This window comes from Arcicella aurantiaca (assembly GCF_003148625.1).
In the GTDB taxonomy this organism is placed as follows: domain Bacteria; phylum Bacteroidota; class Bacteroidia; order Cytophagales; family Spirosomataceae; genus Arcicella; species Arcicella aurantiaca.
In genome coordinates, this window is sequence record NZ_QGGO01000010.1 from 128986 (window position 1) to 145833 (window position 16848).

A 16848-nucleotide genomic window follows, 5' to 3' on the forward strand; every position below is an offset into this window, starting at 1 on the left:
AAACTGTGGTAAATTTGGGAGTTCATCTATAATTATCAAAACAGTATTTCTATACATTGAAACCGCACTCAACTTGACACAAGATAATTTAACACCTATATTTACAGAAGTTTCCCACCAACGTAAACGACATTGCCATGACGATTGCAGACCAAATAAGAGAAGAAACATTTGAAAACACAACCTTTAATTATATAAAAGGTTTATGGGAAGATGGTAAAAAAGCAGCCTACATTGCCACCGTTTTCAAACTTCCTATTCAAAAAGTAGAAGAAATTATCCAAAAGATTAAAGCATCTTCCAATTAATTCCAAAAGCTCTAATCATAAACATACATCACATTTTAAGAGGTTTTACGACCTCTTTTTTTTGTAGCTAAATAACTTAATTTCAGCTATTTAAACATTGTTCATTTATCTCTATCTTTAAACCTACTCGACAATAATCACGTTCAAGAACCCACTAACCAATTTCTAATAACCAGTTACAAAATATTCCATGTCTCCCGAAAAAATAGAACTTCCTCCTAAATATTATCTGACGTATTTTCAGTACCTCATTGATTTTGTGCAGAAAAAATATCAGCATATTTTGAATAAAACAGAACAACAATTTTTAGCGGAGTTCGAGGCTTTGACGGAGGATGAAAAATGCCTTTTTATACGTTTTTGTAACCGTACAGGCTCTTTTTTCAGAACGGAGAAATTGAAATATGCTGAAATTGAGAATATTCCAGAATCTTTAAATGCTTTGATTGAAAAGGGTTTTGTCGAACCTCTTTCTGAAAATCATCTTTTACAAGCGGGCGATATTTTGGATATTTTCAGTAAGTCGGAATTGATAGAATTAGCGAAAATGCTCAATCTTGAAACTCGTGGAAAAGCATCTTTGAAGAAAGATGAAGTATTAGATTGGCTCTTGGCGGTTGGCAATTGGGACGATATGGTTTATCTCTTAAATGATGAAGATTACGCCCAAATTCATGCCTTACCGCACTCACTCGTAAAGGTATTACACGAGACAGAGGTTCAAATGCTGAAATTTCTTTTCTTTGGCTCTCGGCACGGTGATATGACTGAATTTGTCACCCGAGATTTGGGATTTCAGTCGTATGAAAAATTTGATGAGGACAAAATGGTGGCGTACTTCCAAACTCGACAGGAAGTAGAAGATAAATTAAAAGTAAGTCTCGCTCGTGAGGATTTTTATTTAATACAACAAGCTGAAATTGAGACAATTGACATTTACAATTGGTTTATGGATTGGACGGAAGCTCACCGAAAAGAACTATCCGAAATTGCTATTCCAACTTATAACCGATTTGCCCTACGAGTTGCCCTTTATTTAGAAAAGAAAAAGGCTTTGGACGAAGCCTTGACCATTTTTAGACTTACCGAGGATTCACCTTCACGGGAACGACAAGTGAGAATTTTGGATAAACAGAAAAATCGTGAAGAAGCAAAAGCTCTTTGCGAATTGATGCTTACCGAACCTCAAAATGCCGATGAGCAGTTTTTTGCGGAAGATTTTTTGAATCGTTTGGAGGCTCAATTGCAAAAGAAGAAGACTAAAAAAGCCGTTACGCAACAACTTCATAATTCAGAATCTATCACAATTGATGCTTTGTGGAAACGACAAGTAGAATTTGGCGTGATTGATTATTATGAACAAAAAGGATTAAAAGCAGAGTTTTCAGAAAATCACCTGTGGCGAAGTTTATTCGGTTTGCTCTTTTGGGATATTATTTTTGATACCGATACATTGGCAATCCATCACCCATTACAACGCTCTCCTTCTGATTTATTTAAGCCAACTTTCTTTGAAAAACGTAAAGAGAAAATGGAAGAACGCCTTAAAATGTTGGAAGATGAAGATGCTACAACGGTCTATATGAACCGTATTTTCTTTGAAAAATTTGGCATTACAAACCCATTGGTAGATTGGTACGGTGGACTTTTCCCTTTGATTTTGAAGCTATTAGAAAAACTTTCTGCGGAACAAATTAGTTTAATAACCTTAGAAATGGCTCGAAATCTCCGTGAAAATGTACGTGGTTTCCCCGACCTTTTTATGTGGGGAGACGGAGAATATAGTTTCGTAGAAGTAAAATCGCCAACGGATAGTTTATCAAATCAGCAATTATTTTGGCAACGCTTTTTTGCCAGTATTAATGTGAATGCTAAGGTTTTAAGAGTGGTTTTCAGTGAACAGTTAAACAGTTAGCAGTAAACAGTTATGGCTGTACTATAAAAAAGAAGCAGTTATCAATAAACAAAAATATGGTTAATTTCTGTTTACTGATAACTGCTAACTGTTTACTGACAACAAATATTAAGAATTCGCTCTCGCTAATTGCTTTTGCATCATCGCATCGTATTTTACGGCTTCTGGTGCTTTGGCATTTTTCAAGCCGTCCACAATGATATTCATTTCATAAAGTGCCGTTTGGATTTCTCTACTATCGCTACTTCTACGGTCGTTCAAGTAGTAATCCAAAGCCTTGTTGTTACGATTCATAATGGTATCCGCAACTTTTAAAGCCGTCTTCTTATCACCCGCAGCCAAATAAAGTGCTACGAAGTTGGCAGATAATTGGTCGTAAGGAATTACGTTATCAGGCATTACTTTGTTGCAATAATCTAAAGCAGCTTTTGCTTTCGCCATATTTCCTTCACGTACTAATTGGTCAACTAAACGTAAGAAACTCAAACGAGCCGTTACAATTGGCACTTGCAAATAAAAATCTGAGTGATAATACGTTTTAGGATTATCTAAATCTCTCCAGAACATCTTTTTCGTTAAATTATCATACATCAAAGATGAATTTACGAAACCATCTTTGGCTCCCGGTATTTTCACAGGTAACAAACGATACGCATATCCTTCTAATTGCATATATTCTTTCAAGTTCAAATAAGATGCTGAAGGCAAAGTAGTTGCAAAGTAAATTGGACGTTTCCAACCTGTTGCCGCATTCTGAGCAATCATATCTAATTGAGCTAATTCTGGTTTCATAATTCCACCTTTTCCTGCTGACCAAGCCATTTGGTCTGTCAAGAATGGCTCTAAATCTTTAGAAATAAGACCAGACTTTTTGATTTCTTCAACATTAATTGGCAAGAATAAATTTTCAGTTGGTAAGGTATTAATCATCGAACCATCTTGCAAAGGAACTTTGATTGCTTCGTTACCGTCTCTCACCAATTTCAAATATTCTTGAAGGTTAATTCCATTTTTAACATTCGGATTTTCATAGTACATGATTTGCTCGTTCAAACCTTCTCTTAAAAGGTCTTTCGGCAATGACAACGGTAAACCTTGCGACTCATACGTTTTACGTTTCATTTGGTCAATGTACCAATCCGTTCCTAATAATGAAAGGTTACAAACACGCACGTCAGTACGGAAACCTTCAACTTCCTGCACGTACCACAATGGGAATGTATCGTTATCGCCTCCTGTAAATAAAATGGCATTTTTAGCACATGAATTCAACAAGTTTTTCGCAAAATCTACTTGGTGAAAACGATTACTACGGTCGTGGTCGTCATAGTTTTGCTGAATCAAAATCACGGGTACAATAGCCGTTGCAACGGTTGCAACTGTTCCTGCAACTACTGAGTTTGTTAAAAACTTACCTAAAAATTCTGCAATTTGTATCACTCCTAAACCAATCCAAATTCCGAAGAAATAGAATGAACCTACATAGATATAATCACGCTCACGTGGTTCGGTTGGTGGTGAGTTTAAGAATACAACCAACGCCAAACCTGTCAATAGGAACATCAAAGTGGTTGTCAAGAAATCTTGTTCAGACTTACGAACCAATAAAATGAAACCTAATAAACCCAACAATAATGGTAAATAATAATAATTGTTACGTGCTTTATTAGCAGCTAATAACTCTGGCAATTCACCTTTGCGAGTATAGTCAATCACGCCTGCATCTTGAATATCGCTTTCACGACCTACAAAATTCCAAAGCAAATAACGCATATACATGTGACCCATTTGGTGGGTAAACATAAAACGAAGGTTATCGCCAAAACTTGGTTTTTCGCCTGCCGCTAAGCCTAACATTTCTTCATATAACTGAATATGCTGAGGCGAACTACTATACACACGTGGCAACAACATTTGTCCATCTTTAGAATACACTAATTTCTGTTTGTGGTCATACACTTCGTATTTACCATCTTTCATTTTATAAACAGGAGCTCCTTGCTCTACACTTTCCACTGTTCCTGTATAAATTGGACCATACAATAATGAACGCTCACCGTATTGTTCACGCTTCAAATATTTTACGTAATTCAAGATATTGCTTGGGTCATTTTCATTAATTGGCGTATTATAAGTTGAACGAACCAAAGCCAAATTGTACGATAAATAACCAATCAAAACGAATACTAACGAAAGTAAAGCGATATTCAAATTCACTTTTTGCTTCTGGATTGAATAACGAACACCCCAAACGATAGCTCCTACAAATAAAATCAAGAACACGGCAACTCCAACACCATAAGGTAAACCAAGTCCATTCGTAAAGATTAATTCAAACTGAAATGCGATTGATGGAATTCCCGGAATAATCAATGAGTTAATAATTCCAAGAATTACTAATCCTGCAAAAAGAGCTATAAAACCGCCTTTGTAAGTAGGTACTGGATTTTTCTTGAAATAATACATCAATGCCAAGGCAGGCACAGTTACCAAGTTCAATAAGTGAACACCAATTGAAAGTCCAACGATATAAGCAATAAGAATTAACCAACGATTTGCTGCTGCTTCATCTTCAATCAATTCCCATTTGAAAGCCGCCCATACAACCAAAGCCGTAAAGAAAGATGACATGGCATAAACCTCCGCTTCTACTGCCGAAAACCAAAAAGTATCAGAGAAAGCATAAGCTAATGAACCAATAACACCAGCACCTAAAAGGGTTAGTGACTGTCCTTTTGAAAGCTCTGCGAATGGTTTATTATAGATTTTACGTCCAAGCATTACAATCGTCCAGTGCATAAACAAAATAGTAAAAGCACTTGAAAGCACCGACATCATGTTTACCCAATAAGCTACTTTTGTAACGTCAGAACCCGCCAAAAGAGAGAACATTCGTCCTAACAATAAGAAAAGCGGAGCTCCTGGAGGGTGCGGTACTTGCAATTTATAAGCACAAGCGATAAACTCGCCACAGTCCCAAAAAGAGGCTGTCTGCTCGACGGTAGCTGTAAAAACAAATAAGGAAATGGCAAAAACAACCCAACCTGTGAGGTCATTAATTCTTTTAAAATTATTCATCGAGGATTTGTTAACTGTTATTATTTCAAATTGTATCAAGAATATTTTATTTGTTCTATCACACAATTTTAAATGTTCAAACTGGTTATATAGAGTCTAACAGACAATAATGTTACCAAAAATACAAAATAGCTTTGGCTTGTGAAGAATGGGGGTGTTAAAATGTGTTAATTAGGGAGGATTTTAACATTTGGCTTTGCGATTAAATAGTACGCAGATGAGACTGACCGTCCGTCTTGATGCCTATGGCAACACAGATTTAAGAGGATTTTTATTTTGGACAAAAATTATAAATCTACGTAAATCTGTGTTTGGAAACCTGCGTCATCTGCGTGCCATACCTACAAACCTTCAAACTGACGTAAGAATCTCACATCATTTTCAGTAAATAATCGTAAGTCTTTAATTTGGTATTTCAACATCGTTATACGTTCAATTCCCATCCCGAAGGCAAAACCTGTATATTCCTGAGAATCAATACCGCATTGTTCTAAAACATTAGGGTCAACCATTCCAGAACCTGCAATTTCTACCCAACCCGTATATTTACAAACGTTACATCCTTTTCCTTTACAGATTAAACAAGTGATGTCAATCTCTGCTGAAGGTTCAGTAAATGGAAAATACGAAGGACGATAACGCACTTTGGTATCTTGCCCGAACATTTCTTTGGCAAAGTAATAAAGTGTATCTTTCAGGTCTTTGAAACCTACATTTTTGTCCACATAAAGTCCTTCCACTTGATGGAAAAGACAGTGAGCTCTCGCAGAAATCGCTTCGTTACGATACACTCGACCCGGCATAATAGAACGTAATGGCGGCTTTTGATTTTGCATCAAACGAATTTGCACGTTAGACGTATGCGTTCTTAAAAGCATATCATCTGCTACATTTCCACCTTTCTTTTCGATGAAAAAAGTATCTTGCATTTCACGTGCGGGGTGATTTTCCGCAAAATTTAAAGCCGTGAAGTTATAAAAATCTGATTCTATTTCTGGACCATCAGAAACATTGAAACCCATTTTAGCAAAGATTTCAATAATTCTGGCACGTACCAAAGTTAATGGATGAATTGTTCCATTTTCATTAGGAATATTCGGTAGTGTTAAGTCAAATTCAATTGCCACCGATTTGTCCGAAGCAGATTCCATCAAAGCTTGAAACTCATTAAATTTATTCTGAGCGGCTTCTTTCAAGGCATTTAATTCTTGCCCAACTGCACGGCGTTCTTCTTGTGGAACATTTTTCAACCCATCAAAAAGGTCTCCAATAACACCTTTACGACCTACATAAGCAATACGGAAGGCTTCAAGTTGTTCTTTATTCTCAATCTGGAAATCAGCAATTTGCTGATGTATCTCGGTAATTTTTGCTTGCATGGTGCAAAATTAGTAATTAGTCGTTAGATTTTTTGTATTAAAAGAAAAAGGTAAGCTAATTTCTTGGCTTACCTTTTCAATTATTTTAGGAAGGTCGATAATTTTCCCAATATTCTCTGGGTGAAACAATTTTGGTACGTTTATAAATTGGAAATGTAAAATCATTAGTGTTACCTGTAATGATAAAATCCGCTTCACATTCATCAGCAAGTTCCAAAATCATATTATCATCATCATCCGAAATTAGTTCAAGCGTAATTGTAGGAAAATACTTCACTGCTCTTGATTCAATTTCAGCCATTAATGATTCTGCACGCAGGAAAAAATCATGAAATCTCGTAAATTTTGGTCGGGCTAAAACTTCGTAATATTCAGCCATTAATTCATCAGAAACGCATAATTGAAATACTCCTTCAATAAAAAGAGTATCAATAATTAAGTTAGGGTAGCTTCTCTGAATAAGTGCTGACACAATAACGTTTGTATCAATTACGATTTTTTGCATTTCTTCTAACAGCTTTTACTTCATTTGTTATTTCATCCATTGTCAATTGAGAAAGACCATATCTATCAGCCAATTCTAAGCATTTATTCAAATTTTGCCGAGTCAGTTCTTTACTAATAAGCTCAACAAAATCTGAAAAAGTTAGTTTATCTTGCTTTAAACCAAATTTATTAAATTCAATATCTGAAATAGAAACATTTAAGGTTCTCATAATTTTATTTTTTTCAAAGATATGATTTTCTCAAAAATTATCAATACAAAACCCAAGTATCCTTTGAGCCTCCGCCTTGTGATGAATTTACGACTAATGAACCTTTACGTAAAGCTACACGAGTTAAACCTCCAGGGATAACTTGTACCCCGTCTCCATATAAAATGTACGGACGTAAATCTACGTGACGTCCTTCGGCGTGGTCATCTATCAAACATGGAACTCTTGATAATGAAATGGTTGGCTGTGCAATATAATTTCTCGGATTCGCCTTAATTCTTTCCTTGAAAATATTTTGTTCTTCTTTGGTTGACTTTGGACCAATCAACATTCCGTAACCACCCGCTTCGTTGGCTTCTTTTACTACTAATTTTTCAATATTTTCTAAGACATATTTACAGTCATCTTCTTCTCCGCAGATATAAGTTTCTACGTTTGGAATGATGGCATCTTCGCCCAAGTAGTATTTAATAATTCTTGGCACATAAGCATAAATTACTTTGTCGTCAGCTACGCCAGTTCCTGGGGCATTTGCCAAAGCAATCCTTCCTTTTTTATACGCTTCAAAAATTCCTGGAATACCAATCATTGAACGTGGATTAAATACGTGAGGGTCAAGGAAAGTATCGTCAATTCTACGATAAATTACATCCACAATTTGGAAGCCTTTGGTAGTACGCATTTTTACGTAACCATCATGCACCACTAAATCACGAGCATCAACCAATTCAACACCCATTTGTTGAGCTAAATACGAATGTTCAAAATAAGCAGAATTATAAATACCGGGAGTCAATACACAAACTGTTGGATTGGGTCTTCCGCCGATATGCTGTAACATTTGGAGTAATTTATTCGGATAATCGGAGATTGATTGTACACGAGTTTTACCCAAAACTTCGGGAAAAGTACGCTTCAATAACTCACGGTTTTCGAGCATATATGACACGCCCGACGGACAACGAAGATTGTCTTCCAAAACCATAAATTTACCATCGTCTCCACGAATTAAATCTGTTCCTGTGATGTGTATATATATGCCTTTGGGCGGACGAATACCGATACACGGACGCAAGAAATCTTTAGAAGTTTCAATCAATTCACGGGGTACGATACCGTCTTTTAGGATTTTTTGGTCGTGATAAATATCGTCCAAAAACATATTTAAAGCCGTAATACGCTGAATCAAGCCCTTTTCTGTACGTTTCCAATCTTCTGCTTCAATCACTCTCGGAATAATATCAACGGGCATAATTCGCTCCGTACCTTCATTTTCGGCATAAACATTAAAGGTAATACCCATTGCCATTAAAGAACGCTCCGCAGCTTGGTGGCGACGCACAAATTCTTCAATTTTCAATTGCTCTGCACGTTCTTTAAAAGCCTCGTATCCCATTCGCACATTGCCTTGTGCATCAAACATTTCATCGAAGAAACCTTCGGTTTGGTAATTCTCAAAACTGAAATTCATAGGCTTTATAAATTTTACTTGTTCTTGTAATTTAGTAGATTTATGGTGTTTTACAAAATTTAATCTGGAAGTAACATTTAAAAAATCTTGATTTCATTGAAATTGAGTGAAATTACTTAGAATAATGGGCTTTTGCTACGAAGGAACTGGTTCAAGCGTCCTCGCTTGAACCACTCGTGCGTAAGCATTGGAACTGGGGAAGAATTGTTAAAATAAAAGTTCAAGCGAGGACGCTTGAACCAGTGGGGCGGCAAGAATTGTTAAAATAAAAGTTCAAGCGAGGACGCTTGAACCAGTGGGGGGACGCTTGAACCAGTGGGGTCAAAAGCAAATAATTAAAGCCTACGAAGAATATAATGATAATATTAACGATAAATGCAGTCAATACTGTAAATAAATGAAGAATTTAAAATTATATGGATTCATTTTTATGTTTGTGCCTGTGGTTTACAGATTCCTAATAGGATTAAATGTAATTCATAACATGAACGAATATAGATATTTAGTATTTTTTTTAGGGTTTATCGGAATTAGCATCATCTTTTATAATTCTGTATTAATAAATAAAAAAGATAGGTTATTTTATGGAATGATTTTATTAATATATTCTATTATTTTGATTAGATATTCGTATTTGTTTTGGTTGAAATAAAAGCTCCACGCTCGCCCCGATTTGCAATCAGTCTTGTCCGAAACGTTGAAATGTTCTTATTTTGTTTAAAAAATAACGAACAAATGACAGATACATCAATTACAGCCGAAATAGAATGTAAAAATATTGAGGAGTTTATAAACCTCTGACATAGGGCTGTCATAAGCTGATTTTACTTTTGCGTTTGAACAAATAAAATCAGACATGAATCATCAAAAAATCAACACATTTAGCATTATTGGCATTGCTATAAGAACAACTAATGAAAATGGAAAATCAGGCATTGATATTCCAACATTATGGCAAAAATTTATGAACGAAGGCATTTTGGAAAAAATCCCAAATAAAATTGACCATTCGATTTATTGCATTTATACCGATTACGAAAAAGACCATACCAAACCCTATACCACACTTTTGGGTTGTAAAGTCGAAAGTTTAGATAATATTCCAAACGGAATGGTCGGTAAAAGTTTTGCTGAAGGTAATTATCATAAAATCACTGCTCAAGGAAATATCTTGCAAGGCATGGTTTTTAATGAATGGCTAAAAATTTGGGATTCAGATTTACCAAGAAGTTTTAAGGCTGATTTTGAAATTTATGGTGAAAAAGCCCAAAATCCAGAAAATGCAGAGGTGGATATTTTTATTTCGGTTGATTAAGTAATTTTGCCACGAAGGAGTTCAAGCGAGGACGCTTGAACCAGTGGGGGTGGACTGGTTTTGCGTTTTTAACGCTACAAAGAAAGTGCGACACAGTCGCCAGACCATTTATGCACTGATTGCAAATCAGTGCAAGCGGTGTCAAAAAATAGTAACTTCGCAATAAAAACCTCAACAACTTCATGCCTTCGTGGCAAAACAGTCTCCATGCAAAACCCAACAAAATACACCCAACAAATCAAGCAAAAGGCACATGAATTAGGTTTTGATTTCTGTGGTATTTCAAAGGCTGGATTTTTGGAAGAAGAAGCTCCACGATTGGAAAATTGGTTGAAAGCTAATCAGCATGGCAAAATGCAATACATGGAAAACCATTTTGACAAACGCCTCGACCCAAGATTATTGGTTGATGATGCAAAATCGGTGGTTTCTTTGCTTTTTAATTATTATCCCGACCAACGTTTACCCGAAGGGAAAGACGACATAAAACTCTCGAAATACGCTTACGGAACTGATTATCACTTTGTTATCAAAGACAAGCTGAAACACTTTTTGAGTTTTATTCATCAAGAAATTGGCGAAGTGGGCGGGCGTGCTTTTGTGGATTCTGCCCCTGTGATGGATAAGGTTTGGGCGAAAAAAGGTGGTTTGGGTTGGATTGGGAAGCACTCAAATCTTATTAATAAAAAACAAGGAAGTTTCTTTTTCATTGCCGAATTAATCATTGATTTGGAATTGGAATACGACCATGAAATCAAAGATTATTGCGGTACGTGTACCCGTTGTATAGACGCTTGTCCGACGGGGGCAATCGTTGAGCCTTTTGTCGTGGACGGCTCAAAATGTATCAGTTATTTTACGATTGAACTAAAAGAAGCCATTCCGATAGACATGAGAGGGAAGTTTGACAATTGGGTTTTCGGTTGTGATGTTTGCCAAGATGTTTGTCCGTGGAATCGTTTTTCAAAACCTCATCAAGAACCACACTTTAATTTACATCCTGATTTACAACATTTTACCAATGCCGATTGGCAAGAAATCACGGAAGATGTTTTCAAAGAAATATTCAAAAAATCTCCTTTGAAGCGGACAAAATTTGATGGTTTGAGACGGAATGTTGAGTTTTTGGGGTAAAACAAAAAAAGGCAAGCACCATTCAAAACGATGCCTGCCTTTTTTTCTTTTAAAACACTTAAATTCCTATCTGCAAACCTGTACTGCTCGACATAAATTTCAAACTTGTATTTACACCGTATTGAATGGTTTTGGCAATGCCGATACTGTTGATTGAAATAATATGATTTGTCGAAATGATTACCACATCACCTGCGTAAGGTTTGCGTCCTGCATCCCACGTTGAGCCATCTTCCCAATTTCCCGTTTTAATACTTGTGATAGTGCCACCCGTTCTTGAACCCTGAAATTCAAAAGCTCCAACATCCACTCTTCCATTTCCAAAAATGCGAGTATTTTGTTCAATATCCTTATCTGTTGTGCTTACAAACGTATTACTTCCACCATCAATCATAGGTGATACTGAGGTCAAATGAAAATTTCCTGCCACAGAAACACTCCCACTTACGGGCAAAGCACTTACAAAAAGAGGGTCTGTATTACTATTGCCAACACCCGCATAATCACCAGATAAATTACTATAACTTACGCTCGATTGGGTATCGTTGAACAAATTAGTATATCCCCAAATAATACAATTCTGAAATATCGAAGGACTACTTGTTCCATTATAAACCGCTTGCGTACTTCCTCCAGAACCCACAATAGTACAGTTTACAACCAATGGCGTTGTTGAATTATTATAAAAAGCTTCTCCATTTCCTTTATTACCAGAAATCTGAGCATTTTTCACCCAAATATTACTGTTTTGTTGGGTATAAATAGCTCCGCCAATGCTGGCAATATTCCCTATTACTTTACAGCTTAAAATCTTGGCAAAACTTCCGTTTGCACAAAAAATGCCTCCGCCAACTTTGGCACTGTTTAATTTAATAGTACAATTTGAGATAGTTGGATTTGCGGTATTCTTAACCACAATTCCACCGCCTGTATTATCCGTAGCTGTGGTCGTGGCGGTATAAGGAACGCTTAATTCTGTAATGCTTGTAAAATTGGCATTTCCACCTGTGATGATAAAACCATCTAAAACGGTGTTATTATCAGTAGCATCAAAAGTAACAACGTGATACGAATTGTCGGTATTTACGCCTAAATCGCCAATTTCACCGCTTAATATGCTTGGAGAATTATTGGCATTTCTTTGTGTCAATAACGTTTCTGTTCCTGCAAAACCTCCATAAACTTTCACGCCCGAAGGTACAGTAAAAGAGATTGTTCTGGTGTTTGTAGTGGTTGGCTTGTAAGTTCCCTTTGCTACCCAAACCTCTATTCCACTACTTGCCGAAGCTAATCCCGTAACTAAATTTCCATAAGCAGTAGCCCATGTATTTCCGTCTTGTGTAGTGGCTGATACTTTTGTACTATCCACAAATACTCGTCTGATAACAGTCAAAGAAATATCCGTACTTTTCAACGATGCACAAGTTAATGAATTAACGACTTGTTCGCATTTGGCGTAATAACTTTTCGTTGCAGTTGGAGCAACGGGCAATTGAACCAAAGTGTTATTTGTTGATTCATACCATTTTACAGAAAAACCTGTGCCTGTACAACCTGTGGCTTGTAGGGCTATTGTATTTCCAGCATAAACACTCTGGTTTGTTAATCCAACAGGTGGTGTAATCATTGGATTTACCGTTACAGTTACTTTTAATCTTGAACTACGGCAGTTAGTCGTCCCGCCCGACTCACAACTTACATAATAATCAGTTGTTGTAGTCAATGCAGGCGTTGTAAAACTGCCTGAACCTAAAACCGTTTCACTGGCAACTCCACTATACCAAGTTTGTGTTCCTGTCAAACAAGTTGCGGTTAATGATGCCGTTGTATTATAGCAGATTAACATACCATTGCCTGTTGGAGTCGTTGGAATATCATTAACGGTAACGGTAATTTTTGTTCTTACACTGTTACAAGTAAGCACGTTATTCGTTACTTTACATTCTACATAATAGTCAGTATTGGTCGTTAAAGCAGGTGTCGTATAAGTTCCGCTTGCTAAAGCAGAAGTGCTGTTAGTAGAATTGAACCAAGTTGCTACTCCCGCCAAACACGTTGCAGTCAAAAGAGTGGTGCTTCCTTTACAAATTGTTGTGTTGGCAGTTGTTGGCGATGGTGGCGTTGTGGATACATTCACTGCAACTAATAATCTGCTACTGTTACACGATAAATTGGGCAAATTACAACTTACATAATAGTTTGCACTTTCTGTAAGAATAGGAGTTCCAAAATTATTAACACCCAAACGAATGGTATCTGTTGCCGAAGCATACCACGTAACAACTCCCGTAGCACAATATGCTGAAAGAGTTGTGTTGTTTCCACTACAAATATTTTGATTATTGACAACAGGATTAGCTGGTACTTGGCTTGCAGTAACAGTCAATTTCACTCTGTTACTTGTACACGAACCTGACTGACAAGTCGCATAAAAATCAGTATTTGCTGCAATCACATCAGTAGTATAAGTATCTGTTCCTAAAGGTGTTGTACTTGTATCGGAGCTATACCAAATCAAACTACCAACACTACAAGTACCTGAAAGTGTTGTAGTTGTACCTGAACAAATGGCTTTATCTGCTACGGTTGGCAAAGATGGAGCTGGACTTATAACAAACGAAGCTGTACTCACCTTCGTAATTGGACAAATGGTGGACATTGATACAGAATAATTATCATTGGCTTTGGCATTGGTAACATTGTAAATATTCTGATTACCAATACTTAAACTTCCTGTTGTTCCAACGAATAATTTTCCTGTACTATTTATAGCCATAGCTCTTACACGGTCGTCTCCCAAACCATTTCCTATGGTATAATTATTAAAGGTTACTCCACCATCATTTGAAATACTCAAACCTCCACCATAAGTTCCTGCAAATATTCTATTGTCTGGACTTACCGCAACACAATACACATAGTCATCTCCTAAACCATTAGAAGTAGTAATATTGCTAAAATGATTACCTCCATCATTGGAAATACTCAAACCAAAAGCAGTGGCAGCGTATATTTTTCCTGTATTACTTACATAAATATTGAAGACGTTATCATCACCTAATCCATTATTTGTGTTATAAGTATTAAAATGATTTCCTCCATCGCTTGAAATTCCTATTCCACCCGAACTTGTACCTGCATATATTTTTCCATCACTACCCACAAACACACATTGAATACTATTAGAAGGTAAGCCATGATTTGCATTTCTACTTGAAAAACTATTTCCACCATCAGTTGAAATACTTAAACCTGTCATGGTTGCCACATAAATTTTTCCGTTGGCATCCACTGCAATTCCACGAGTATTATTATTAGTTAAACCTTGAGCCGTTTTTTTAGAAGAAAAAGTTACTCCGCCATCAGTTGAGATATTTACACCGTCAAAGGCAGTAGCTACGTAAATTACACCAGAAGAAGAAACAGCTACTCCTCTGATACTATTACTACTTGGTTTTCCATTGGTGATTCTATTGGTAAAAGTATTTCCTCCGTCAGTCGAGATACTCAAACCTTTGGCAGTTCCTACATAAATTTGATTGTCGTTAAGAACCGCTACACTATTGACTAAATTATTACCCAAACCATCACTTGTAAATTTATTGGTAAAAAAGGGTAAAGCTTCATTATTTTTATACCATTGAAAAAGTGGAGCATTTCCGCCATTGTTAGCAATAGCAGTCAATAATTGACTACTTCCTTCGCAAAGACTTGCTGGAGATACATTTACTAATGCCGACGAAGAAGCGGTGGCACTTCTATTAGCACTGGCAAAATTAAACCGTTCAACAATGGTCAACATTCTTTCCCCTATGAGTTTTAAACCATTGGCATTCCAATGTTTATCATCAGCCAAGCCTGCATCCCAAGTATCCACAGAATAAGTATTGGTTAATTCACTACATATTTCATCAATTACACCATTATAACCACTGTATTGAGGCATAAATTTGGTCATAATAATGGGCGTATTTTCGCCTAATTCATTTCTCAAATTTTGAAAATGAATTTTAGTATTTGCTTTCCAAGTAACACTCGACACGCCCGATAGCAAATCGTTAATACCTTGTGAATACAAAATCACGGTTTTATAACTAACATTGCTGCTTACTAAATTTTGTTTGGCAGCTTTTATACGAGTCACTAAAGATTTGAAATAAACACCAGAAGTATCCCAATCAGTAACAAGACTTTTGCCTTGTCCAGCTTTTAGTAAATATGCTTTTTTATTATAAAACGTTTGTTGTCTTACTCTATTAGCAATAGCAACTTCCAATCCGTGAGTTGTTCCGTTAATCAGCGTAAAGTGTCCTAAAAGATTATTTTCTCCAACTTTTAAGCTCTCAAAGTTTAAATTTTCGTTATTTAGAATTTTCAGGGAATCTCTCTGCGTTAATTCCAAACTACTCAATTCGGTATTCAAAGCACGACCACCTGCATTACTTTCACCCGTCACAACAAACAATATATTATCTGTATTACAAGGTGCTACGGTGATAGTGGACTCAGGTATAAAAGGAGTTGCAACTCTAAAATTTTTACGACTTCTTCCATCACAAGAAACACCATCTAACTGAAAAGTATAATTACCTTCTGTGATTGCCCCAGTATTAAGGGTCATTATATTATTAGTCACAGAAAAATTAGCATTTCTGATAAGTGTCGTATCTTGATAAAGTGACCATTTCGCTGACGAAAAGTTATTGGCATTTACTTCAAAAGTTGTTTTGCCTTGATTGTACGCTATTGACAAAACACTGAAAGGTGTTGAACCATTATTACAACTAATGCCCACTGTTGGAGGTGGTGGCGGCGGCGTGGTATTATTTACTGTAAAACTTTTTGAAGCACTACCCGTACAACTTACTCCTTCTATCACAAAATTATATGTATTAGATGCCAAGCTACCAACCGATAAATTGATAGTATTTGAAGTCGGACTGAAAACACCATTTGCAATAACGGTTGTGTCTTTAAATATCTTCCATTTGCCCTGACTCAAATTTGAAGCATTGAAAATAAAGGTTAGCGTTCCATTGCTAAAATCAACAGAATAAATACTAAATGGAGAAGAACCATTGTCGCAACTGGGCAATGATTTTTTAAGCTCAAAATTCTTCAAATCATCATTCAATGACAATTTAGAACCAAGCATATTGAAGCGAAATATTCCATCAACATTGGTAGTTTTTAATGGAAATATTTGTGATGGTTTATGAATATAGTTCCCGTCATTATTTGCATATAATTCAAAGGATAGCCCTACATAAACAGATATTAGTAAGATTAAAGATATACCAATACCTAAAACCCTATTTTGTGGGAATAAAATTCGAGTCATCTGCATAGTAGTAAGTGATAAAATGATTTTTATATTGATTCCAGAGGTTAATTGCTAAAATTTTAACCTGATAAATAATGTGAATCCTATAATTATTATCCATCTTATCTGAATTTCAAATAGGAATAATATGAAACGAACAAACGTGTTGTTTCACAGGTTAAAATATCTTCCTGTGAACAATAATCAAT

Annotated in this window: 10 protein-coding genes; 4 read left to right on the plus strand and 6 right to left on the minus strand. The window is 36.1% G+C overall.

Going from position 1 to position 16848, the window contains the following annotated elements; all coding sequences use genetic code 11:
• The first annotated feature begins 137 nt into the window (after positions 1–137).
• Together LV89_RS25175 and LV89_RS11280 are read left to right on the plus strand one after the other, a co-directional pair.
• The gene (locus tag LV89_RS25175; RefSeq protein WP_158279568.1) at positions 138–308 is read left to right on the plus strand and encodes a hypothetical protein; all 171 of its coding nucleotides are present in this window, start codon (positions 138–140) and stop codon (positions 306–308) included.
• Positions 309–498: 190 nt separating this feature from the next.
• On the plus strand, positions 499–2223 hold the full coding sequence (locus LV89_RS11280; protein WP_109743001.1) for a VRR-NUC domain-containing protein: 1725 nt from the start codon (positions 499–501) through the stop codon (positions 2221–2223).
• A gap of 108 nt (positions 2224–2331) precedes the next feature.
• On the opposite strand, the gene LV89_RS11285 is transcribed toward LV89_RS11280, so the two are convergent.
• The 5 genes from LV89_RS11285 to LV89_RS11305 all read right to left on the minus strand — a co-directional run bounded on the left by LV89_RS11285 (position 2332) and on the right by LV89_RS11305 (position 8867).
• Positions 2332–5301, minus strand: a complete 2970-nt coding sequence (locus LV89_RS11285; RefSeq protein ID WP_109743002.1) for a glycosyltransferase family 117 protein — start codon at positions 5299–5301, stop codon at positions 2332–2334.
• Between the two features lie 341 nt (positions 5302–5642).
• Positions 5643–6680, minus strand: coding sequence for a phenylalanine--tRNA ligase subunit alpha (gene pheS, locus LV89_RS11290; protein WP_109743003.1), 1038 nt, complete (start codon positions 6678–6680; stop codon positions 5643–5645).
• Positions 6681–6765: 85 nt separating this feature from the next.
• Positions 6766–7185: a putative toxin-antitoxin system toxin component, PIN family gene (locus LV89_RS11295; protein WP_109743004.1), complete on the minus strand. Its 420-nt coding sequence runs from the start codon at positions 7183–7185 to the stop codon at positions 6766–6768.
• Positions 7166–7396, minus strand: coding sequence for a hypothetical protein (locus LV89_RS11300; protein WP_109743005.1), 231 nt, complete (start codon positions 7394–7396; stop codon positions 7166–7168). Before LV89_RS11300 ends, LV89_RS11295 begins: the two co-directional genes overlap by 20 nt.
• 40 nt (positions 7397–7436) lie before the next feature.
• Positions 7437–8867: a circularly permuted type 2 ATP-grasp protein gene (locus tag LV89_RS11305; RefSeq protein ID WP_109743006.1), complete on the minus strand. Its 1431-nt coding sequence runs from the start codon at positions 8865–8867 to the stop codon at positions 7437–7439.
• An 856-nt stretch (positions 8868–9723) separates the two neighbouring features.
• On the opposite strand from LV89_RS11305, the gene LV89_RS11310 reads away from it, so the two are divergent.
• Both LV89_RS11310 and queG read left to right on the plus strand, forming a co-directional pair.
• Positions 9724–10182, plus strand: coding sequence for a GyrI-like domain-containing protein (locus LV89_RS11310; RefSeq protein WP_109743007.1), 459 nt, complete (start codon positions 9724–9726; stop codon positions 10180–10182).
• 207 nt (positions 10183–10389) lie between these two features.
• Positions 10390–11316 (plus strand): tRNA epoxyqueuosine(34) reductase QueG, encoded by a 927-nt coding sequence (gene queG, locus LV89_RS11315; RefSeq protein ID WP_109743008.1) that lies wholly within the window; start codon positions 10390–10392, stop codon positions 11314–11316.
• 58 nt (positions 11317–11374) lie between these two features.
• On the opposite strand, the gene LV89_RS11320 is transcribed toward queG, so the two are convergent.
• A complete protein-coding gene (locus LV89_RS11320) occupies positions 11375–16657 on the minus strand; it encodes an Ig-like domain-containing protein (protein WP_158279569.1) in 5283 nt (1760 codons plus the stop codon).
• Positions 16658–16848 lie beyond the last annotated feature (191 nt).

Excerpts from the sequence above, each read along its gene's own strand:
- LV89_RS25175 (WP_158279568.1), top strand. The coding sequence starts at position 138 with ATGACGATTGCAGACCAAATAAGAGAAGAAACATTTGAAAACACAACC.
- LV89_RS11280 (WP_109743001.1), top strand. The coding sequence starts at position 499 with ATGTCTCCCGAAAAAATAGAACTTCCTCCTAAATATTATCTGACGTAT.
- LV89_RS11285 (WP_109743002.1), bottom strand. The coding sequence starts at position 5,301 with ATGAATAATTTTAAAAGAATTAATGACCTCACAGGTTGGGTTGTTTTT.
- pheS (WP_109743003.1), bottom strand. The coding sequence starts at position 6,680 with ATGCAAGCAAAAATTACCGAGATACATCAGCAAATTGCTGATTTCCAG.
- LV89_RS11295 (WP_109743004.1), bottom strand. The coding sequence starts at position 7,185 with ATGCAAAAAATCGTAATTGATACAAACGTTATTGTGTCAGCACTTATT.
- LV89_RS11300 (WP_109743005.1), bottom strand. The coding sequence starts at position 7,396 with ATGAGAACCTTAAATGTTTCTATTTCAGATATTGAATTTAATAAATTT.
- LV89_RS11305 (WP_109743006.1), bottom strand. The coding sequence starts at position 8,867 with ATGAATTTCAGTTTTGAGAATTACCAAACCGAAGGTTTCTTCGATGAA.
- LV89_RS11310 (WP_109743007.1), top strand. The coding sequence starts at position 9,724 with ATGAATCATCAAAAAATCAACACATTTAGCATTATTGGCATTGCTATA.
- queG (WP_109743008.1), top strand. The coding sequence starts at position 10,390 with ATGCAAAACCCAACAAAATACACCCAACAAATCAAGCAAAAGGCACAT.
- LV89_RS11320 (WP_158279569.1), bottom strand. The coding sequence starts at position 16,657 with ATGACTCGAATTTTATTCCCACAAAATAGGGTTTTAGGTATTGGTATA.